The 20,209-nt window shown below is 71.8% G+C and carries 17 protein-coding genes and 1 pseudogene; all 18 read right to left on the minus strand.

From position 1 onward, the window contains the following. Nucleotides 1–38: 38 nt before the first annotated feature. On the minus strand, nt 39–1,604 hold the full coding sequence (gene der, locus EGM46_RS13155; protein WP_125100591.1) for a ribosome biogenesis GTPase Der: 1,566 nt from the start codon (nt 1,602–1,604) through the stop codon (nt 39–41). Then, entirely contained in the window at nt 1,601–2,353 is a 753-nt protein-coding gene (cmk, locus tag EGM46_RS13160; protein ID WP_241156347.1) for a (d)CMP kinase, read from the minus strand. The genes der and cmk overlap by 4 nt, the downstream gene beginning before the upstream one ends. After that, nucleotides 2,353–3,474: a prephenate dehydrogenase gene (locus tag EGM46_RS13165; RefSeq protein WP_125100593.1), complete on the minus strand. Its 1,122-nt coding sequence runs from the start codon at nt 3,472–3,474 to the stop codon at nt 2,353–2,355. Before EGM46_RS13165 ends, cmk begins: the two co-directional genes overlap by 1 nt. 503 nt (nt 3,475–3,977) lie before the next feature. Further along, a pseudogene (locus tag EGM46_RS15035) lies at nt 3,978–4,679 on the minus strand (pseudouridine synthase); the annotation flags it as partial. Nucleotides 4,680–4,875: 196 nt separating this feature from the next. Beyond that, nucleotides 4,876–5,529: an SMC-Scp complex subunit ScpB gene (gene scpB / locus EGM46_RS13175; protein WP_125100594.1), complete on the minus strand. Its 654-nt coding sequence runs from the start codon at nt 5,527–5,529 to the stop codon at nt 4,876–4,878. Beyond that, entirely contained in the window at nt 5,522–6,373 is an 852-nt protein-coding gene (locus tag EGM46_RS13180; RefSeq protein ID WP_241156348.1) for a segregation and condensation protein A, read from the minus strand. Before EGM46_RS13180 ends, scpB begins: the two co-directional genes overlap by 8 nt. An 8-nt stretch (nt 6,374–6,381) precedes the next feature. Continuing rightward, nucleotides 6,382–7,236 (minus strand): ParA family protein, encoded by an 855-nt coding sequence (locus tag EGM46_RS13185; protein ID WP_125100595.1) that lies wholly within the window; start codon nt 7,234–7,236, stop codon nt 6,382–6,384. Between the two features lie 250 nt (nt 7,237–7,486). Then, nucleotides 7,487–8,257, minus strand: a complete 771-nt coding sequence (fabG, locus tag EGM46_RS13190; RefSeq protein WP_125100596.1) for a 3-oxoacyl-ACP reductase FabG — start codon at nt 8,255–8,257, stop codon at nt 7,487–7,489. A 243-nt stretch (nt 8,258–8,500) separates the two neighbouring features. Beyond that, the gene (locus tag EGM46_RS13195) at nt 8,501–9,535 is read right to left on the minus strand and encodes a site-specific tyrosine recombinase XerD (protein WP_125100597.1); all 1,035 of its coding nucleotides are present in this window, start codon (nt 9,533–9,535) and stop codon (nt 8,501–8,503) included. Continuing rightward, entirely contained in the window at nt 9,535–10,194 is a 660-nt protein-coding gene (locus tag EGM46_RS13200) for an NUDIX domain-containing protein (RefSeq protein ID WP_125100598.1), read from the minus strand. Before EGM46_RS13200 ends, EGM46_RS13195 begins: the two co-directional genes overlap by 1 nt. Further along, nucleotides 10,187–11,881 carry a CTP synthase gene (locus EGM46_RS13205; RefSeq protein WP_125100599.1) on the minus strand — a complete coding sequence of 565 codons (1,695 nt, stop codon included), beginning with the start codon at nt 11,879–11,881 and terminating at the stop codon, nt 10,187–10,189. The genes EGM46_RS13200 and EGM46_RS13205 overlap by 8 nt, the downstream gene beginning before the upstream one ends. A 52-nt stretch (nt 11,882–11,933) precedes the next feature. Next, complete coding sequence (locus EGM46_RS13210) at nt 11,934–13,199, minus strand: AI-2E family transporter (protein WP_125100600.1); 1,266 nt, start codon at nt 13,197–13,199, stop codon at nt 11,934–11,936. 59 nt (nt 13,200–13,258) lie between these two features. After that, nucleotides 13,259–14,950 carry a DNA repair protein RecN gene (gene recN / locus EGM46_RS13215; RefSeq protein ID WP_125100601.1) on the minus strand — a complete coding sequence of 564 codons (1,692 nt, stop codon included), beginning with the start codon at nt 14,948–14,950 and terminating at the stop codon, nt 13,259–13,261. After that, nucleotides 14,947–15,873 carry an NAD kinase gene (locus tag EGM46_RS13220; RefSeq protein WP_125100602.1) on the minus strand — a complete coding sequence of 309 codons (927 nt, stop codon included), beginning with the start codon at nt 15,871–15,873 and terminating at the stop codon, nt 14,947–14,949. The genes recN and EGM46_RS13220 overlap by 4 nt, the downstream gene beginning before the upstream one ends. After that, entirely contained in the window at nt 15,857–16,753 is an 897-nt protein-coding gene (locus EGM46_RS13225) for a TlyA family RNA methyltransferase (protein ID WP_206427581.1), read from the minus strand. The genes EGM46_RS13220 and EGM46_RS13225 overlap by 17 nt, the downstream gene beginning before the upstream one ends. Next, on the minus strand, nt 16,743–16,925 hold the full coding sequence (locus EGM46_RS13230; RefSeq protein WP_125100603.1) for a hypothetical protein: 183 nt from the start codon (nt 16,923–16,925) through the stop codon (nt 16,743–16,745). Before EGM46_RS13230 ends, EGM46_RS13225 begins: the two co-directional genes overlap by 11 nt. A gap of 52 nt (nt 16,926–16,977) precedes the next feature. Next, nucleotides 16,978–18,018, minus strand: coding sequence for an HAD-IIA family hydrolase (locus EGM46_RS13235; RefSeq protein ID WP_125100604.1), 1,041 nt, complete (start codon nt 18,016–18,018; stop codon nt 16,978–16,980). Continuing rightward, complete coding sequence (locus EGM46_RS13240) at nt 18,015–18,947, minus strand: hypothetical protein (protein WP_241156349.1); 933 nt, start codon at nt 18,945–18,947, stop codon at nt 18,015–18,017. Before EGM46_RS13240 ends, EGM46_RS13235 begins: the two co-directional genes overlap by 4 nt. Between the last annotated feature and the right edge of the window lie 1,262 nt (nt 18,948–20,209).

The following is a 20,209-nucleotide window of genomic DNA, read 5'->3' on the forward strand; positions in this document are numbered from 1 at the left end:
TGCGCGAGCGCGTGCGCGGGCGTGCCAGGGCACGCGAGCTACACGCGCTTGCGCTTCTCTCGGATGCGCATGTTCAGCACGATCGGGCTGCCCTCGAAACCGTAGGTCTCGCGGAGGCGACGCTGGATGAAGCGGCGGTAGCCGGGATCCAGGAAGCCCGAGGTGAAGAGCACGAACGTGGGCGGCCGGTTCTGCACCTGGGTGCCGAACAGGATCTTCGGCTGCTTGCCTCCGCGCAGGGGGTGCGGGTGCTCCTGCACCAGCTCCGCGATGAACGCGTTGAACTTGGCCGTGGGGATACGCGTGTCCCACGAGTCGAGCGCTGCCTCGAGGGCGGGCACGAGCTTCTCGAGGTGGCGTCCCGTGCGCGCGGAAATGTTGACGCGCGGCGCCCAGTCCACGTGTGCAAGATCCTGCTCGATCTCGCGCTCAAGGTAGCGGCGGCGATCATCGTCGAGCATGTCCCACTTGTTGAAGGCCAGCACGAGCGCGCGGCCCGACTCGAGGACGAGGTCGATGATGCGCAGATCCTGATCGCTGATCTCCTGGGTCACGTCGATCAGCACGACCGCGACCTCGGCCTTTTCGAGCGCGGCAGCCGTGCGGAGAGTCGCGTAGAAGTCCGCGCCCTTCTGCAGGTGCACGCGGCGGCGGATGCCCGCCGTGTCGACGAAGGTCCACACGCGCCCGGCGATCTCGACCTGCTCGTCCACCGGGTCGCGCGTGGTGCCCGCGACGTCCGAGACCACCGCGCGCTCCTCGCCAGCGGCCTTGTTCAGGAGGCTCGACTTGCCAACGTTCGGGCGGCCGAGCAGCGCGACGCGGCGCGGGCCGGCGAGCTTCGGCTGTGCGACGGCCGACTCGTCGGGCAGCGCCGCGATGACCTGGTCGAGGAGGTCGGCAACGCCGCGACCGTGCAGCGCGGAGACCGCGTGCGGCTCGCCGAGGCCGAGCGACCACAGTTGCGCGGCCTCGGGCTCAAGCACCGCGTCGTCGACCTTGTTCGCCACGAGGAAGACCGGCTTATTCGTGCGGCGCAGCAGCTGCACCACGCGCTCGTCCGTCGCGGTGGGGCCGACGCGCGAATCGACGACGAACATCACCGCGTCGCACAGCTCGATGGCCACCTCTGCCTGCAGCGCGACCGACGCGTCGAGGCCCTGGGCGTCGGGCTCCCACCCGCCCGTGTCGACGAGCGTGAACCGCGTGCCCGTCCACTCGGCCGGGTAGCTCACGCGGTCGCGGGTGACGCCGGGGATATCCTCGACGACGGCCTCGCGGCGGCCGAGGATGCGGTTGACGAGCGCCGACTTACCGACGTTCGGGCGACCAACGATCGCGACGACGGGCAGCGCTTCGGCCGCGGGCTCCGCGAAGCCGAGGAACTCGCCGTCCTCGTTGACGAGCACCATGTCGTCGTCCTCGAGGTCGAAGCCGTCGAGGTTCGAGCGCATGGCGCGCAGGCGCTCCTCGTCGGTCACACCGTCGAGCTCGGGATCAAAGCCCTCGCCAACGATCACTTCGGCGGCGTCGACGGTCGAGGCGTCGAACACCTCCGTCTCGTTCTCGGCGGCGCCTGGTGCGCCGTTCGTTTCCGTGCTCATTTCTTGCTCTCTTCCGCAGCGCCCTGCGCCGCTCGTACGATGTCGACGACAGCCTGCACCGACTGCTCGAAGTTCAGGTCGCTCGTATCGACGAGCGTCACCCCGGGTGCGGGGTTGATGAAGTCCACCACGAGGGCGTCCTTGGTGTCACGGGCGATGAGGTCGGCGAGCACCTGCTCGGGGGTGAGCCCTGGCAGCTCACCCGCGCGGCGCGCGGCGCGCACCTCGGGCGACGCGGTGAGGAGGATCCGCACCGGCGCGTCCGGGGCGACGACCGTGGTGATGTCGCGTCCCTCGATCACCACGCCGGGCAGCCCGGACTCTGCGACCGTGCGGCGGAACATGGCGTTCAGTTGCTCGCGCACCGCTGGATGCTTCGAAACGCGGCTCACCTGCCCGCTCACCGTGTGCTCCCGGATCGCGGCGGTGACGTCGACGCCCTGCGCGAGTTCGGGCACCGCCGCCCCCACCCCGCCTGGCACGGCGACCGTGACCTGCTGCGTGCCGCGCAGCGTGATCCGGTACACCCAGGTGTCGAGCAGCACCTCGATCGCCGCGGCGTCATCGAGGTCGAGCCCGATGCGCTGCGCCGTCCACGCGAGCGCACGGTAGGCCGCGCCGGTGTCGAGGATCCCGAAGCCGAGTGCGTCTGCCGCGGCGCGCGAGACGCTCGACTTGCCGCTGCCGGCCGGGCCGTCGATCGCGACGAGGATGGGCGCGGGCGCGCCAGGCTCGTGTCCAGCATTCATCACAGCGTCCTCCATCCGCGTTCACCGAGATCGGCAATCGCGCGCTCAGCCACCTCGGGCAGCACCGCGATCTCCGCAAAACCGATCTGCGCGCCGGGCGAGTGCTCCAGACGCAAGTCTTCCATGTTAATGCCCAGTTCTCCGAGTTCGGTGAGCAAGCGTGCCAGCTGACCGGGCGTATCATCGATCAGCACGGTGATCGTGGTGAACCGCTCCGAGGATCCGTGCTTGCCCGGAATGCGCGCCACCCCGGCGTTGCCTGCCGACAGCAGGTCGGCGATGCGCCGCTTGGTCCCGGCTCGCTCGGGATCCCGGAGCGCGTCGGCGAAGTCGGCGATGTCCCCGGCGAGGGCGTCGAGCAGCTCGGTGACGGGCTCACGGTTCGCGCCGAGAATCTGAATCCACAGCTCCGGATCGCTCGCCGCGATACGCGTGGTGTCGCGCAGGCCGGCGCCGGCGAGGCCGATCGCCTGATCCGTCGCGGGCACGAGGCGCGCAGCGAGGAGGCTCGACACCACCTGCGGGAGGTGGGAGACGAGGCCGACCGAGCGATCGTGCTCCTCCGGGGTCATCTCGATGAGCACGCCGCCCAGGTCGAGGGCCACGTCCTCGACGAGACCGAGCGCCTCGGCTGGGGTCTCCGCGTCGCGGCAGATCACCCAGGGGCGCGCGGTGAAGAGGTCGGCGCGCGCCATGATCGCGCCGCCCCGCTCGCGGCCAGCCATCGGGTGCGAACCGACATAGTTCGTCAGGTCGACGCCGCGGCGGCGCAGCTCCTGCAGCGGGGCAAGCTTCACGCTCGCGACGTCGGTGACGACCGCGCCAGGGTAGCTCGTGAGCGCGCGCTCGACGGCGTCGGCGGTGACATCGGGCGGGGTCGCGACGACGACGACGGTCGGCTCGGGATCCTCCGCGGTGCGCACGCGCCCGGCGCCGTAGTCTGCGGCGAGCGCGACCGTCGTTGGCGAGAGGTCCTCAAGCGTGACGTCGACGCCGCGCTCACGCAGGCCGAGGCCAACGCTCGCGCCGAGCAGGCCGGACCCGATCACGTGCACGGGCCCGCGCGTGCGCGCCGCGGCCTGTGCGCCGTAGAGTCCGTTGCGAGTACGTGCGTCGTTCATCGCTGCCCTCGGTATCCGCGCGACCCGCCGCCGCGCTGGTCGCGATCACGGTCGTACCCGCGCCCACCGCGCTGATCACGGTCACGGTCGTACCCGCGCCCACCACGGTCATCCCGCTGGCCGCCGCGCTGATCCCGGTCACGGTCGTACCCGCGACCACCGCGCTGATCCCGATCCCGGTCGTACCCGCGCCCACCACGCTGATCCCGATCCCGGTCGTACCCGCGCCCACCACGCTGATCCCGATCCCGGTCGTACCCGCGCCCACCACGCTGATCCCGATCTCGATCGGCGCCGCGACGCTCGCCACGCTCCGTGTCCGCCACGCGCCGGCCGTGCGGGTTCCCGCGGGCGGCAACGCCGCGCATGCCCTTCGCGCCCTTGCCGTCGCCGGGCCGGCCAGCGGTGACCGAGCTCTTCGCCCAGCCCTTCCGCGAGCGCGGCTTCTGCTTCTCGGCGCTCTGCGCACCCTCGGCGTCGCCCTGCCAGTCGTCGGGCCCGGCGGAGAGCAGCGCGCCGCGCTCGGCCGGGGCGAGCTCGCGCATCTCACCGACGCGCAACGTACCGAGGTGCAGCGGCCCGAACTGGCGGCGAACGAGCTCCTCGACGGGGTGCCCCACCTCGGCGAGCATGCGCCGCACGATGCGGTTCTTCCCCGAGTGCAGCGTCAGCTCGACGAGCGAGTGCGACTTTCCTGCCCCGCCGGGGAGCAGCTTCGCGCGGTCGGCGCTGATCGGGCCGTCCTTCAGCTCGACGCCGTCCTTCAGGCGCTGAATGGTGGCCGCCGTGACCTGGCCACGCACCTTCGCGACGTACGTCTTCTGCACCCCGAAGCTCGGGTGCGCGAGCCGATGCGCGAGCTCCCCGTCGTTCGTGAGGATGAGCAGGCCGCTCGTGTCGGTGTCGAGCCGGCCGACGTTGTACAGGCGATCCTCGATCTGCTCGGTGAACTCGCGCAGGTCGGCGCGGCCGTGCTCATCGCTCATCGTGGAGACGACGCCCGTCGGCTTGTTCAGCACGAAGTAGCGCTTCGTGGCGTCGAGCTGCACGACCACCCCGTCGACGCGCACCTCGTCCGTGCCGGGAACGATGCGGGATCCGAGCTCGCGCTCGGGCTTCCCGTTCACCCAGACACGGCCACTCGTGATGAGCGTCTCGCAGGCGCGGCGCGAGGCGATGCCCGCGTGCGCGAGCGCCTTCTGCAGGCGGACGCTGCCGTCGTCGTCGGACTCGCCAGCGCGGCGCTCCGCGTCACCGCGGCGCGGCTCATCGCCGAAGTCTTCGGGCTGCTCGGCGCGGTCGCCGAGCACCCTGGCGCGCTCCTCGGGATCCCACCCGAACTCCGCGAGATCCACCTCGGCGGCTCCCCCGTCGACGGAGAACGAGCCGCCGGCTCCCTGATCAGAGTTCTTCATGCGTAAAACCTTCCATTGGATCGTCGAGCAGCGGCGCAATGGGCGGCAGCTCAGAAATGTCCCCGATACCGAGATAGCCGAGCAGCGCCTCCGAGGTGCCGTACAGCGTTGCGGTGGTCTCCGGATCGCGACCAACCTCGGTGATGAGTCCGCGGGCGAGCAGCGTGCGCACCACGGAGTCGACGTTCACCGCGCGGATCGACGCGATCGCGCCGCGCGCAATCGGCTGCCGATACGCGATCACGGCGAGCGTTTCGAGTGCGGCCTGCGAGAGTTTCGTTGGGGTCTGCTGGTGCACGAAGTCGGCCACGATGGGGTCGAGGCTCTCGCGCACGTAGAAACGGTAGCCGCCGCCCACCTCGCGCAGCTCGAAGCCGCGCGGGCTGGCGCCCGGCGCCCCGCTCGCCCCAGCGTAGTCCGCGGCGAGCGCGGTGAGCGCCGCGCGCACCTCGCGCACGGGGCGCTCGGTTGCGGTGGCGAGGGCGACCGCGCTGAGCGGTTCGTCGGCCACGATGAGGAGCGCCTCGAGCTGCTGCTCAAGCGTGTGCTCGGCGCGCGCCGCAGCAAGCTCGGCAGCCGCCGGATCGCCGACCTGCCCGGCCGCCTCCGCCGCCACGAACCCCTCGGAGTGCTCAGTCATAATCGCTCCCCAGTGTCGCAAGCTCGTCGTCCGACCAGTTCTCGCCGGTCCACTGCACAATGAGCTCGCCGAGCGGTTCGGCCTGCTCGAACAGCACCGCCGCCCGCCGGTAGAGCTCAAGGATGGCGAGGAAGCGCGCGATGATCACCCCGCGCTCCGCGACCCCGGCGATCAGTTCGCGGAAACTCCGCGCGCCGGAGTTCCGCAGATCGGACACGATGATCGCCGCCTGCTCGCGAATCGAAACGAGCGGCGCGTGCAGGTGTTCAAGCCCGACGGTCGGGATCTCGCGCGGGGCGAACGCGAGCGTCGCGATCGCCGCAAAGTCTGCGGCGGACAGCGTCCACTGCAGCTCGGGCCCGCGCTCACGGTACTTCGGGTCGAGCGGGACGAGGCGCGGGTGGCGCGCGTCCTCCGCGAGGAGGCGCTCCTGGAACCAGGCGCTCGCCTGCTTGAACGCGCGGTACTGCAGCAGCCGCGCAAAGAGGAGATCCCGCGCTTCGAGGAGCGCAATGTCTTCGGCGTCCACCGCCTCGCCCTGCGGCAGGAGGCTCGCGATCTTCAGGTCGAGCAGGGTGGCGGCGACGACGAGGAACTCGGAGGCCCGATCCAACTCGATGAGCCCCTGCCCCTCGAGCGTGGACAGGTAGGAGATGAACTCGTCGGTGACGAGGCTCAGCGACACCTCGGTGATGTCGAGCTCGTGCTTGCCGATGAGGTTGAGCAGCAGGTCAAACGGCCCGTCGAACACCTCAAGCGACACCCGAAACTCGGTGCCGGGCGCGCTCGACTCACCGGGCGCATCGCGCACGCCCGGCTCCTGATTCGTGTCGAGCGCTGCCATGATCGTGGTTAGGCGACCACGCCCCGCTGCACGAGCTCGCGCGCGAGCTTCAGATACGCTTCGGATGCCGTGTTGGAGGGCGCGTAGTCGAAGATCGACTGCGCGGCGATCTGCGCGTCGGGCAGCTTCACCGTGCGACCGATCACGGTGTCGAACACTTTGTCGCCGAAGGTGTCGACCACGCGCTCCAGCACCTCGCGCGCGTGCAGCGTGCGCGAGTCGTACATGGTGGCGAGGATGCCGTCGAGCTCGAGGGCCGGGTTCAGGCGGTCCTTCACCTTCTCGATGGTCTCGACGAGCAGGGCGACGCCGCGCAGCGCGAAGTACTCGCACGCGAGTGGGATCAGCACGCCGTGGCTCGCGGTGAGGGCGTTCACGGTCAGCAGGCCGAGCGACGGCTGGCAGTCGACGAGGATCACGTCGTAGTCGGCGGCCACCTTGCGCAGCACACCGCCGAGGATCTGCTCGCGGGCCACCTCGGTGACGAGGTGCACCTCGGCGGCCGAGAGGTCGATGTTCGCGGGAATCACGTCGAGGCCGGGCGTTGCGGTGTGCTGGATCGCGACGTGCGGATCTTTCTCCTTGCCGAGCATCAGGTCGTAGATCGTCACGACGTCGTGCGCGGTCACGCCGAGGCCGGCGGAGAGGGCACCCTGCGGATCGAAGTCGACGGCGAGGACGCGGCGGCCGTAGCGCGCGAGCGCGGCGGCGAGATTGATCGTGCTGGTCGTCTTGCCGACGCCGCCCTTCTGGTTGCACATCGCGATGATGCGGGCGGGGCCGTGGCGATCCAGCTTCTGGGGTGCCGGGATGATCCGCTCCGGTCGGCCGGTTGGACCGAGCTCGACCTGTTGCTTCGCCATTCCCGAACTCCTTTCGCCTGCCTCGCTAACGCTCCATCCTATCGTGGCCGGGCGCGCTCGTCCGCCGCCCCCGCGAGGTCCCAGCCGGCCCCCGCGGTCCCCCGCCGGATCGGGGTCACTGCGGCAGGGTGTCGCCCGGCCCGACGCCCCCGACACCCTGCCGCAGTGACCCCGATCCCGGGGGTGCGGTGGGTGGGCGCGGGCGGGGTGGGGCGGGGCGGGCAGCTGGGGACCCGGGAGCACCGGCGCGCTACACGTTCGGGCCGCCAGAGACGTACAGCACCTGGCCCGACACGAAGCTGCTCTCCTCCGAGACGAAGAACGCAATCGCGTTGGCGATATCGGCAGGCTCGCCCATGCGGCGCACTGCGGTCGCCGCGGACACCCGCTCGGCGAGCTCCTCGAACGTGATGCCCTGGCGCTCGGCGGTGGCGCGTGTCATGTCCGTCGCGATGAAGCCGGGGGCGATCGCGTTCGCGGTGATCCCGAACTTCCCGAGTTCGAGCGCGAGCGTCTTCGTGAGCCCCTGGATCCCGGCTTTTGCGGCCGAGTAGTTGCTCTGCCCGGCGTTGCCGAGCGCCGAGATGCTCGACAGGTTGACGATGCGCCCCCAGCCCGCGGCGACCATGTATGCCTGTACCGCGCGACTCATGAGGAACGCGCCGCGCAGGTGCACGTTCATGATGAGGTCCCAGTCGTCGAGCGTCGCTCGGAACAGGAAGTCGTCACGCAACACCCCGGCGTTGTTGATCAGCACGAGCGGATCGCCGAGCTCTGCGGCCGCCGCGGCGACGCCGTGCGCGACCGACGCCTCGTCCGCCACGTCGACGGTGAACCCTGCTGCGGTGCCGCCGTCGCTGCGGATCAGGGCGGTGGTCTCCGCGAGCGCGTCAGCGTCGAGATCGAAGAGGGCGACGGCCCAGCCGCGGGCGGCGAGTTCGCGCGCCGTCGCGCGGCCGATCCCGCGCCCGCCGCCCGTGACGATCGCGCAGCGGGCGGCCGGTGTGGTGGGTGTGGACATGCGATGCTCCCGTCGGTGGGCGGCCGTGCGGTCGGCCTGCGCTGGCTTCCAGTATCCGCCCCGCGGCACGCCGGGCCAACACCGCCGCCCCGCGGATCGGGGTCACTTGGGCAGGGTGTCGGGCGCGCGGGGAGCGCGACACCCTGCCCAAGTGACCCCGATCGTGGCTGCGGGGCGGGGCGGCGGGGCGGGGGCGGGGCGGGGACGGGGGCGGGGACGGGGGCGGCGCGGCGGCGGGGGCGGTCAGCGAGCCCGCGGGTGCGCCAGCAAGTAGTGCTCGCGCAGCGTGTCCGCGGTGACCTGCGTGTAGATCTGCGTGGTCGTCACCGACGCGTGGCCCAGCAGCTCCTGCACGGTGCGCACATCGGCACCGCCGGCGAGCAGGTGCGTCGCAAACGAGTGCCGCAGCGTGTGCGGCGACACCTCCGCGGTGATCCCGGCCCGCTCGGCCGCCGCGCGGATCACGAGCCAGGCGCTCTGCCTCGAGAGGCGGCCGCCGCGCGGCCCGACGAACAGTGCGGGGGTGCCGCGCCCGGCCGCGACGAGGTGGGGGCGGGCACGCACGAGATACGCGGCGAGCGCGCGGCCGGCGTAGCTGCCGTAGGGCACGATGCGCTGCTTCGCACCCTTGCCCGTCACCTGCAGGAGCCCGCCCTCTCCGAGCGCCGCGACGGGATCCCCCCACGCGTCCCCGCCGGACGCGACCAGGAGGTCGTCGACGTCGAGGGCGCACACCTCGCTGACGCGCGCGCCGCTCGCGTAGAGCAGTTCGAGGAGCGCCCGGTCGCGCAGCGCCACCGGGTCGGCCGCGGCCGCCGCGTCGCCCCCACCAGCGGCGGCGAGCAGCGCCTCGATCTCCTCGACGGGCAGGGCTTTCGGGAGCCGCTGAGCCCGTTTCGGGGTGCGGACTCCGCTGCCGGCGTGCGAGTCGAGCAGCCCCTCCTCGAACAGGAAGCGGTGCATCCCGCGGACGGTCGACAGCCGGCGCGCGATCGAGGCGGGCGCGAGCGCGCGCGGCACGGCCGCTTCCCCCTCCCCGGCAGACCCCGCAGCCCCCGCCGCGTCGCTCCCCTCGCCTGCCCCGCTCAGCGCGGCGACGTACTCCGAGAGCGTCGCGGGGGTCACCCGCGCGAGATCCGTGATGCCGCACGCCTCGAGCCAGTCGGCGTAGGCGGCGAGGTCGCGCCGGTAGGCAGCCTGGCTGTTCGCGGACAGCCCGAGTTCGAGCGCAACGTGGCGCAGATACCGCTCCGCACCCTGCGCCGCGCTCAGGGACATCAGCGCGAGCGCTCTCCGCGTGCGGCGGCTCGCGCGGTCCACGGCAGATCGGGATCGCGGAGCGTGGCCCAGCCCCGGCAGCGCGCGGCCTCGGCCGCGAGCACCGCGCTCACGGTGACGGCGTTCTGGATGCGACCGTCGAGCGCCGCGGCGACGGCGTCGGCGAGCGGCACCCAGTGCGGCACCAGCTCGGCCTCCTCCTCGCCGCGCACGTAGTCGTGTTCGATGGCGCGCACGTCGCGCGCGAGGAAAATGCGCATCGCCTCGCTCGTGCCGCCTGGCGACAGGAACAGGTCGAGGAGGAGGTCCCACCGCTCCGCCTGCAGATCGGCTTCCTCGGCCAGTTCGCGCTGCGCCCCGGTGAGCCCGGACTCGCCTGGCAGGTCCATCAGGCCAGCGGGGATCTCCCAGTCGCGGTGCCCGATGGCGTGCCGGTACTGCTGAACGAGCAGCACCCGCTCGTGCTCGTCGAGCGCGAGCACGGCAACCGCGCCGGGGTGGTCGAGGTAGTCGCGCACCAGCTCACCGTCGCCGAAGCGGAAGCGGTCGCGGCGCACGTCCCACACTCGGCCACGGACGAGGAGCTCGCTCTCGAGCACCTCGACAGCGGCGGGCGCGTCCGCGAGGGGCGCGCCCGCCTGCTGGGGCTGGTTACTCACCGCCGTTCACCTCGAAGAGGCGTGCGGCGTCGCGGCGCTCGATCGCCGCGCCGGCGAGGCCGGCGAACAGCGGGTGCGGCGTGCCAGGGCGCGAGCGAAGCTCGGGGTGCGCCTGCGTCGCGATGTAGAACGGGTGCGCCTCGCGCGGCAGCTCGACGTACTCGACGAGCGATCCGTCGGGGCTGGTGCCCGAGAAGGACAGGCCGGCGGCCGCGATCTCGTCGCGGTACTGGTTGTTCACCTCGTAGCGGTGGCGGTGACGCTCGCTCGCGGTCGGCGCGCCGTAGAGCTGCGCGGCGAGCGAGCCCTCCGCGAGCGCCGCCTCGTAGAGGCCGAGGCGCATGGTGCCACCCAGGTCGCCGCCGTCGATGATGTCGACCTGCTCGGCCATCGTCGCGATGACGGGCACCGGCGTCTCCGGGTCGAACTCGGTCGAGGATGCGCCCTCGAGGCCGGCGACGTTGCGCGCGTACTCGATGACCATGCACTGCAGGCCGAGGCACAGCCCGAGGGTGGGGATCCCGTTCTCGCGAGCGAAGCGGAGCGCCCCGAGCTTGCCCTCGATGCCGCGGATGCCGAAGCCGCCTGGCACGCAGATGCCGTGCACGTCGCCGAGCGCGGCGCGGGCCCCCTCGGGGGTCTCGCAGTCGTCGGAGGGCACCCAGCGGATGTTCACCTTCGTGGAGTGCGCGAAGCCGCCGGCGCGCAGCGCCTCGGTGACCGAGAGGTACGCGTCGGGCAGGTCGATGTACTTGCCGACGAGCGCGAGCGTGATCTCGCCCTTCGGGTGGTGCACCGCGTCGAGCACGGGCTGCCAGCCGGTCCAGTCGACGTCGTGCGCGAGCTCCTCGAGCCCCAGGGTCTCGGTGATGATCGTGTCGAGGCCCTGGTCGTTCAGCAGGGTCGGCAGATCGTAGATGCTGGGCACGTCGATCGCGTTCACCACGGCGCGCTCCTCGACGTCGCACATGAGGGCGATCTTGCGGAGGTTGTCCTCGGTGACCGGGCGATCGCTGCGCAGCACGAGCGCGTCGGGCTGGATGCCGATCGAGCGGAGCGCCGCGACCGAGTGCTGCGTCGGCTTGGTCTTCTGCTCCCCCGAGGCGCCCATGAAGGGAACGAGCGACACGTGCACGAAGAACACGTTGCCGCGGCCGAGCTCGTGGCGCACCTGGCGCGCGGCCTCAAGGAAGGGCTGCGACTCGATGTCGCCGACGGTGCCGCCCACCTCGGTGATGATCACGTCGGGCTGCGGCGTCTGCTCAGCCTGGAGGCGCATGCGCCGCTTGATCTCGTTCGTGATGTGCGGGATCACCTGGACGGTCTGGCCGAGGTACTCGCCGCGCCGCTCCTGCGCGATGACCTGCTGGTAGATCTGGCCGGTCGTCACATTGGCGGCCTGCGACAGGTTGATGCCGAGGAAGCGCTCGTAGTGCCCGATGTCGAGATCGGTCTCCGCACCGTCGTCGGTGACGAACACCTCGCCGTGCTCGAACGGGTTCATCGTGCCAGGATCAACGTTCAGATACGGATCCAGCTTCTGCATCACGACGTGGAGACCACGTGCCGTGAGCAGGTTCCCGAGGCTTGCCGCCGTCAGCCCCTTACCGAGAGAGGAGACGACACCCCCGGTGACGAAGATGTGCTTGGTTGTCTTGGCCTGTTCCGCGCGCTGCTCTGTTCCCACGGGCTTCGATCCTATCAGTAGTGTCCGGGTGAGTGGTGCGAGCTGTTCTCCATCAGCGGAGTTCCTGTCGCGGAACCCACACCTGCTTGATGATCATCAGCACCATGGCGGTCACCGGGATGGAGATGAGCGCGCCGAGGAGGCCGAGCAGCGTGCCGCCGGCGAGTGCGCCGATCACCACGAGGGCGCCGGGCACGGAGACCACGCGGTTCATGATGCGCGGCGTGAGGAGGTAGGACTCGATCTGCATGTAGATGAGGTAGTACGCGGCGGCGATGAGCGCGGTGGTCGGCGAGTTGAAGAGCGCCACCACCGACACGAGCACGGTGGCCATGACGGAGCCGACGAGCGGGATCAGCGCCAGGAAGAACACGCCGACCGCGACGAGGCTCGCGAACGGCACGCCGACGATCGTCATCATGACGAAGCCGAGCACCGCGTTCACGAAGGCGAGCACCACCATGCCGTTGATGTAGCCACCGACCGACTTGGTCACCTGCTCGGTGATGTCCATCACCTTCGCGCGACCCGAGCGCGGCGCGAGCGAGTAGAACGCGCGCTTGATGGTGGGCAGCGAGGCGAGGAAGTAGAGGGTGAGGATCAGCACGATGAGCGCGGCGGTGAGCCCGTTCGCGATGCCGATGCCCGCCTGCCACACGCCCCCGGCGACCTGCGCCCAGTTCTCCGGGCGGCTGACGAGATCCTGCCCGGTCTTGAGCAGCGCGTCGAAGTCCACGAATCGGCCGAAGCGCTCGTTGATGTCCATGAACCACTCCTGCGTGGTCACGTCCTTGAACAGGGTCGGCGCGCTCTTCACGAGCAGCGAGATCTGGGTGCCGATCATCGGGATGATGATGCTCAGGAGGGCGGCGATCACCACGACGAAGCCGCCGAACACGATGCCGATCCCGAGCCCGCGTTTGATGCCCTTGCGCTCGAGCCGGCGCACCACGGGGTCGAGGCCGAGCGCCACGAACAGCGCGGCGACGACGTACATGATGATGGTGGTGAGCTGCTCGATCATGCCGCCGAAGAGCAGCGCGACGAGCACGCCGAGTGTGACGGTGAAGCCGAGCTGGAACGGCCCGCGCACCACGAACTCGCGCACCGGCGTCTTTGCGCGCTCCTCCTGCGCGTCGAGCGCCGCCTCGCGCGCGTCGCGGTACATCTCCCTGGTGTCGGCATCCATCTGCTCGATGTCCGCGTGCTTCACCGCTGGGTGCGAATCGAGGTACGCGGCTTTCGCGGCCTCGCCCGCCCCGATATCCGGGGTGACCGGGGCCGTCTGCTGCCGTCGTCGTCGGAAGATCTTCGCCATGTGTGGGAGCGTAGCACCGAGCGGGGACATTGCGCGGCACGTTGCGCCCCGCGACCTCGCTAGTCGTCGGCGCGCAGCGCGAGAAGCTCGGCGGCGTGCTCCAGCGCGCTTTCCGAGTCGCTGAGCCCGGACAGCAGCCGCGCCATCTCCGCGAGGCGCGCGTCGCCGTCGAGCCGAGTGCAGCTCGACTCGGTGAAGCCGCCCGCCGAATCTTTCACCACCTGCAGATGATTTTCCGCGAACGCTGCGACCTGCGCGAGGTGGGTCACCACGATCACCTGCGAGGTGCGCGCGAGGCGACCGAGCCGGCGCCCGATCTCGATCGCGGCGGCACCGCCGACCCCCGAGTCGACCTCGTCGAAGACGAACGTCGGGACGGGGTCGACGCCGGCGAGCACGACCTCGAGCGCGAGCATGACGCGTGAGAGCTCGCCGCCCGACGCGCTCTTCGCGATCGGGCGCGGGCTGGCACCCGGGTGTGGCGCGAGGAGCAGCTGCACCTCGTCGCCGCCCGAGTTCCCGAGCGACTCGAGCGGCGCCACCGTCGCGAGGAACTGCGCGTCGGGGAGCGCGAGCTGCCGCAGCTCGACGGACACGAGCTCGGAGAGCCGCGCGGCTGCGGCGGTGCGCAACTCGGTGAGCTGGGCGGCGAGCGCCTGCTCGCGGGCCGTCACCGCCTCGAGCTCGGCGGCGAGTTCCTCGATGCGTTCGTCGTCGCCCTCCAGCTCGGTGAGGCGCGCAGCGGCGCCGGCGGAGTAGTCGATCACGGCGGTCGCGTCGGCGCCGTAGCTGCGGAAGAGCGCGTTCAGCGCGGCGAGCCGCTCGTTCGCCCGCGCCAGCTCACCCGGCCCGTCCTGGTCGAGATCGTCGACGTACGCGGCGAGCTCGCGCGCGCCATCGGCGATCTGGAAGCTCACGCTGCGGAGCGATTCGAGCACCGCGGCGAGCCGGGGATCGTGCTCGGCGACGCGTTCCAGCTCGCGCACCGCGCCGTCGACGAGGCTGCCGGCGTCGCGGCTCATCGGGTCGTCCGACTCGGTCGCGAGCGCCTCGTGCGCGGTCGCGGTCGCGGCGCGGAGCGCCTCGGCGTTGCTCAGCAGCTCGATGCGCGCGGTGAGCTCGGAGTCCTCGCCGGGCTGCGGATCGACGCCGGCGATCTCCTCAAGCTCGGTGCGCAGCCGCGCGGCCTCGGCCGCGCGCTCGTCGCGCGCTGCGGTGAGCTCGGCGACCTGCTCCCCCAGCTCGCGGCGCGCGCGGTGCGCATCGCGGTACGTCGCGAGCACCTCGGCGAGCTCCTCGCCGCCGAAGCGGTCGAGCGTCTCGCGCTGCGCGGCAGCCGAACGCAGCCGCAGCTGCTCGGACTGCCCGTGCACGGCGAACAGCCGCTCCGCGAGCCGTCCCAGGCTGCCCACCGGGGCGTTCGCGCCCCCAACGCTCGCGCGACTGCGCCCCTCGGCGCTCACCGTCCGGCTGAGGACGAGTTCCCCGTCCTCGACGTCGCCGCCGAGATCCTCGACCAGCTCAGCCACCTCGGGGTCCGCGGTGCGCACGATGCCGCTCACGCGGGCCTGCGCCGCGCCGCTGCGCACCGCGCCAGCATCGCTGCGCTCGCCCATCAGCAGGCCGAGCGCGCTCACCACCATCGTCTTGCCCGCCCCGGTCTCGCCGGTGATCGCGGTGAAGCCGGGGCCGAGCGGCAGCGTGGTGTCGGCGATGACGCCGAGGTCGCGGATCCGCAGCTCGTCGATCATGCTGCCGCTCCCCCGCCGTTGCCACGCCAGCCAGAGACGGGGAGGTGGAACTTCCGCACCAGCCGGTCAGAGAACGGGGCGGTGCTGAGCCGCGCGAGCCGCACCGAGTGCGGCGAACGACGCACGCGCACCACGGAGCCGGCTGGCAGCTCCGTGCGGCGGCGGCCGTCGCACCACAGCACCCCAGGGCCAATGTTCTCGGGCAGGATCCGGACGCTCAGCACCGAGTCGGTGCCGGTGACGAGCGGCCGGTCGAAGAGGGCGTGCGCGGCGATCGGCACCATCAGCATCGCCTGCACGCCCGGCCACACGATCGGACCGCCGGCGGAGAACGCGTAGGCGGTGGAGCCGGTGGGCGTCGCAACGACCATGCCGTCGCAGGCGAATGACGACACCGGGCGCCCATCGACGCCGATCTCGACCTCAAGCATGCGGCGACGCTTCTCAACGCTCGCCTCGTTGAGCGCCCAGGTCTCCGCGATCGACTCGCCGTCGAGGCTCGCGCTCACCTCGAGCGTGAGCCGCTCCTCGACCGTGTAGTCGCGCTTCAGCACGCGGTCGATCGTCGACGCGAGGTCGTAGCTCTCCATCTCCGCGAGGAAGCCGACATGGCCGAGGTTCACCCCAACGATGGGGCACTCCGAGCCGCGCAGCAGCTCGGCCGCGCGCAGGATCGTGCCATCGCCGCCGAGCACGATCGCCACCTCCAGCTCGGCCAGCGCGACCCCGTCGCCGAGGCACGCCACGGGTGCGCCGTTCAGGTGCGGCGCGAACTCCACGCGATCCTCCGCGTCAAACACCGGGGTGACGCCAGCTTCCAGGAGCGCGGCCACCGCCGCGACGGTCGCCGCAATCGCTTCGTCGCGATGCGTGTGCGAGACGATCAGGATCCGCCGCGCGGTTTCCTCATGCACCGTGGTCATCACGCTCCTTCCGCGTGCCGAACTCGGCGCGCTCGTTCAGGGCTTCGGGCCCGGTGAGGGCCACGATCCGCCCCTCCCATTCTGTCGGAAGCGGCTTGGCACCGCGCGCAAAATGCACGAGGAACTCACGGTTTCCCGTGCCGCCGGCGAGCGGGGAGATCGCAAGCCCGCGCGCGGCAAAGCCGTGCTCGGCCGCGGCGCGCAGCACGATCCGGATCGCTTCCGCCCACAGCGCGGGATCCGTCACCACCCCGTCCTTCACACGCCCCACCTCAAACTGGGGCTTGATCAGCAGCAGCAGCTCAGCCTCCGCGGCGACCGAGCGCGCGATCGCCGGCAGGATCAGCGTGAGCGAAATGAACGAGAGATCGGCCACCACGAGTGTCGGCGGCTCAGCCACGCCCGTGTCGGCCGCGAGATTCTCCGCGGTGAGCTCGCGGGCGTTGCGCCCCTCAACGAGCCGCACGCGGTCGTCCGCGCGCAGGCTCGGGGCCAGCTGATCGCGCCCAACGTCGATGGCCTGCACGAGGCGCGCGCCCCGCTCAAGGAGCACCTGGGTGAAGCCACCCGTCGAGGCGCCCAGGTCGAGCGCGACGATCCCCGTCGCGGAGATCCCGAACGTGTCGAGCCCGGCAACCAGCTTGTGCGCCGCGCGGCCGACGTAGTGGTCGTCGCCAGACACCGTCACGACGGCGCCCGCGCCCACCTTCGCGCCGGGCTTGCGCGCGGCGCGGCCGTCAACGCGCACGCGCCCCTCCGCGATCAGCTCGCCAGCGCGGCTGCGCGAACGGGCGAGCCCCAACTCGGGGAGCACGCGGTCGAGCCGCTCCGCGGCACTCCCCTGCCACTGCGCGGAGCGGGCCTCGGGCTCAGGCGTCACCGAGGTCGCCCCGCTGCAGTTCCGTCAGCAGCTCGTCGTGCAGCTGCTCAAACCCCGCGGCGCGCTCCGGGAGCGGCTGCGCCTCAATCAGCTCAACGCGGCTCAGCAGGCCGTCGGTGGACTCACTCGCGGCCGGCGGTGCCCCTGGCACAGGGGTGTCGGGACTGCTCATACCCCCAGCCTAGCCCGCGCCCCGGACAACGTCCGTGATCCCGATCTGCTCGTTACCGCCAGTGATCCGCGTAGAGCGACTCGGGCACCTTCAGCCCGTAGATCGCGAGACCCGAGTTCCAGATCGCCGCGCAGCCGGCGCGCAGCAGGTTGATCTGCGAGTCGCCGGCTGCGTCGATGCGCACGATGTGCCCGTCCATGCCGACGCGGGCGGTGCCCACCTGCATGGAGCCATCCTTCAACTGCACGGTGCTGGGGTACGGCTCGTGCAGCTCCGCGAGGCTCGCCACGATGAAGTCGGGCTGCATGTCCCGCGACGCCGCGACGAGCTGCTTCGGCCGGTCCACCCCGGTGAGCACGTGCAGCGACGGGATCCCCGCGGCGCGCGCGCCCTTCATGTCGGTGTCGAGGCGATCGCCGATCATCAGCGCGTTGCGCGTGCCGAAGCGAGCGAACGCGGTCTCGAAGATCGGCGTCTCTGGCTTCCCCGCGAACACCGGGAGGCGCTGCACCGCCGTGTGCACCGCGGAGACGAGCGTGCCGTTGCCCGGCGCGAGCCCGCGTGCGACCGGAATCGTCCAGTCGGTGTTCGTCGCGATCCAGGGCAGCTGCTCGCCGTTCGGCCCCTCCGCGAGCGCGAAGGCGGCCTCGGCGAGCTCGGTCCAGCCCACCTCGGGCGCGAAGCCCTGCAGCACGGCGGCCGGGCCGTCCTCGGCGCTGCGCGTCACCACGTAGCCGGCCTTCGCCAGCTCGTCGGTGAGCCCCTCCCCGCCGATCACGAGAATCGTCGCGCCCGGCGCGATCGTCTCGCGCAGCAGCGTCACGGCCGCCTGCGGGGAGGTCACCACCTCGCTGGGCTGGGCGGGCAGGCCGAGCTCGCGGAGGTGCGCGGCGACCGCGTGATCGGTGCGCGACGCGTTGTTCGTGATGTAGCCGAGCGGGATCTGCGCCGCCGCACGGTTCAGCTCCGCGACCGCCCCGGGGATCGCCCCCGGGCCGCGGTACACTACACCGTCGAGGTCGGCGAGCAGCAGCTCGCGGCCCGAAATCGGTGCCGGACCCAGCGGCGTGCGACGCCGACCGAACAGACTCACTTGGTGGTCTCCTCCGCTGCGTCGTCGTCGGTGTCCGTGATGCCGGCGTCCGCGAGCAGCTCGGCGACCTCGGCCTCGATCGCGTCGGTGAAGGAGAGCTCGGGAGCGGGCTCGGCAGCGAGCTCGGGCTCGGCAGCGGGCTCCGCGTCTTCTGCGGGCTCGGGCTCCGCGTCTTCCTCGGGCTCGGCCTGCTCGGCGGCTGGCTCGGGCTCCGGCTCGACCTCGAGGATCTCGAAGACCTCCAGCTCGTCGTGCCCGCCGTGGTGCTGCGCCAGCGCGGCCGCCGCGCGATCCGCGTCCGCGAGCCACTGCTTCGCCTCAGAATCGCGGCCGAGGTCCTCGAGCACCGCGGCGTACGCGGCGAACAGGTCGGGGCTCCAGGAGAACGCCTTCTTCGGGTTGAGCTCGGGGATCTCCAGCTCAAAGAGCGCCTGCTGGGTCTGGCCGAGGTCGAGTCGGGCGCCCGACATCGCGATTGCCAGGTGAACGCGCTCCTCTGTGGCCAGGGTGCTCGTGTCGATCTCGTGGCCGGTCTCGATCGCCTTCTCCGGACGGCCGAGGCCACGCTCACAGTCGACCATGAGGGCGACGTGCTCAACGCGGCCGCTCAGGCGGCGGTGCGTGCGGAGCTCGCGCAGCGCGAGGGCGAAGTCACCCGTGCGGTACGCCGTGATCGCGAGCGTCTCGCGCGCGACGGGGATGCGGCCGGCGCGACGGCTCGCCGAGAGCGCGTGCTGGTGCGCGAGCTCGGGATCGTCGTCGATCAGGAACGCCACCATTGCCAGGTGACGCGCGACGCGATCCTGCAAGTCCACCTGCAGGGTCTTCAGCTCGTTGCGCGCGGCCGGGTGGAGGTCCTTCGCGCTGACCTCGTCCGGCAGGATCGGATCGTCGTGCTCGGCTCGCACGGGGCGCAGCTCGTGCTGCAAGCGCTCAGCCTCGGTGTACTCACGCCCCTGTCCGCCGCGGTCGCTGCGGCCACCACCACGGGTGCCGCCGCGGCCGTACGACTCGCGGGATCGCTGCTCGCGGCCACCGTCACGGCGGGGTCCACGGTCGTCACGGTCCTGGCGGAAGCCGCCCTCGCGACGGGGTCCGCGGTCGTCGCGATCGCCGCGGTACGGGCGACGCTCGTCACGCTGCCCACCACGATCGTCGCGGTAGCCACCCTCACGACGGGGCCCGCGGTCGTCACGGTCCTGACGGTAGCCGCCATCCCGGCGCTGGCCACCGTCGCGCTGCGGGCGCTGCCCACCACGGTCATCGCGGTAGCCACCCTCGCGACGGGGGCCGCGGTCCTCGCGATCGCCGCGGTACGGGCGACGCTCGTCACGCTGCCCACCACGATCGTCGCGGTAGCCGCCCTCGCGACGAGGACCGCGATCGTCACGATCCTGACGGTACCCGCCCTCACGGCGGGGGCCGCGATCGTCCCGGTCCTGGCGGTAGGCGCCCTCGCGGCGCTGGCCGCCGTCGCGCTGCGGGCGCTGCCCACCGCGGTCGTCGCGATCGCCACGGTACGGCCGGCGCTCATCACGCTGCGGGCGCTGCCCAGCACGGTCGTCGCGGTAGCCGCCCTCACGGCGGGGCCCGCGGTCGTCACGGTCCTGGCGGTAGCCGCCCTCACGGCGCTGGCCGCCGTCGCGGCGCTCGGAGCGGCCACCGGCGTCGTCGCGGCGCGAACGCNGCGGTCGTCGCGATCGCCACGGTACGGCCGGCGCTCATCACGCTGCGGGCGCTGCCCAGCACGGTCGTCGCGGTAGCCGCCCTCACGGCGGGGCCCGCGGTCGTCACGGTCCTGGCGGTAGCCGCCCTCACGGCGCTGGCCGCCGTCGCGGCGCTCGGAGCGGCCACCGGCGTCGTCGCGGCGCGAACGCGGGCCGTCATTCCGGTCACCGCGGTACGGAGNGCGGTAGCCGCCCTCACGGCGCTGGCCGCCGTCGCGGCGCTCGGAGCGGCCACCGGCGTCGTCGCGGCGCGAACGCGGGCCGTCATTCCGGTCACCGCGGTACGGAGATCCCTCGCGGCGCTTCCGGGGGGCACCATCGTCCGGGCGCTCTCGTCGGTCCCGATCGTTCATGTGCTACCTCCAGGTGCGCGCTATTCAAGAAGAACTCTAGTCAAACAAAAAAAGGGGGTCGTATTCCAGGGAACACACCAGCAACGGTGTCTCTCCCTCGAATACGACCCC

It is taken from the genome of Leucobacter chromiireducens (assembly GCF_003917135.1).
GTDB classification, from domain to species: Bacteria; Actinomycetota; Actinomycetes; order Actinomycetales; family Microbacteriaceae; genus Leucobacter; species Leucobacter chromiireducens_A.

Coding starts and splice junctions, on each gene's coding strand:
- EGM46_RS13165 (WP_125100593.1), bottom strand. CDS start 3,474: ATGAACGACGCACGTACTCGCAACGGACTCTACGGCGCACAGGCCGCG.
- EGM46_RS13220 (WP_125100602.1), bottom strand. CDS start 15,873: ATGACCACGGTGCATGAGGAAACCGCGCGGCGGATCCTGATCGTCTCG.
- EGM46_RS13185 (WP_125100595.1), bottom strand. CDS start 7,236: ATGGCGAAGCAACAGGTCGAGCTCGGTCCAACCGGCCGACCGGAGCGG.
- cmk (WP_241156347.1), bottom strand. CDS start 2,353: ATGAATGCTGGACACGAGCCTGGCGCGCCCGCGCCCATCCTCGTCGCG.
- fabG (WP_125100596.1), bottom strand. CDS start 8,257: ATGTCCACACCCACCACACCGGCCGCCCGCTGCGCGATCGTCACGGGC.
- scpB (WP_125100594.1), bottom strand. CDS start 5,529: ATGACTGAGCACTCCGAGGGGTTCGTGGCGGCGGAGGCGGCCGGGCAG.
- recN (WP_125100601.1), bottom strand. CDS start 14,950: ATGATCGACGAGCTGCGGATCCGCGACCTCGGCGTCATCGCCGACACC.
- der (WP_125100591.1), bottom strand. CDS start 1,604: ATGAGCACGGAAACGAACGGCGCACCAGGCGCCGCCGAGAACGAGACG.
- EGM46_RS13180 (WP_241156348.1), bottom strand. CDS start 6,373: ATGGCAGCGCTCGACACGAATCAGGAGCCGGGCGTGCGCGATGCGCCC.
- EGM46_RS13210 (WP_125100600.1), bottom strand. CDS start 13,199: ATGGCGAAGATCTTCCGACGACGACGGCAGCAGACGGCCCCGGTCACC.
- EGM46_RS13230 (WP_125100603.1), bottom strand. CDS start 16,925: ATGAGCAGTCCCGACACCCCTGTGCCAGGGGCACCGCCGGCCGCGAGT.
- EGM46_RS13195 (WP_125100597.1), bottom strand. CDS start 9,535: ATGTCCCTGAGCGCGGCGCAGGGTGCGGAGCGGTATCTGCGCCACGTT.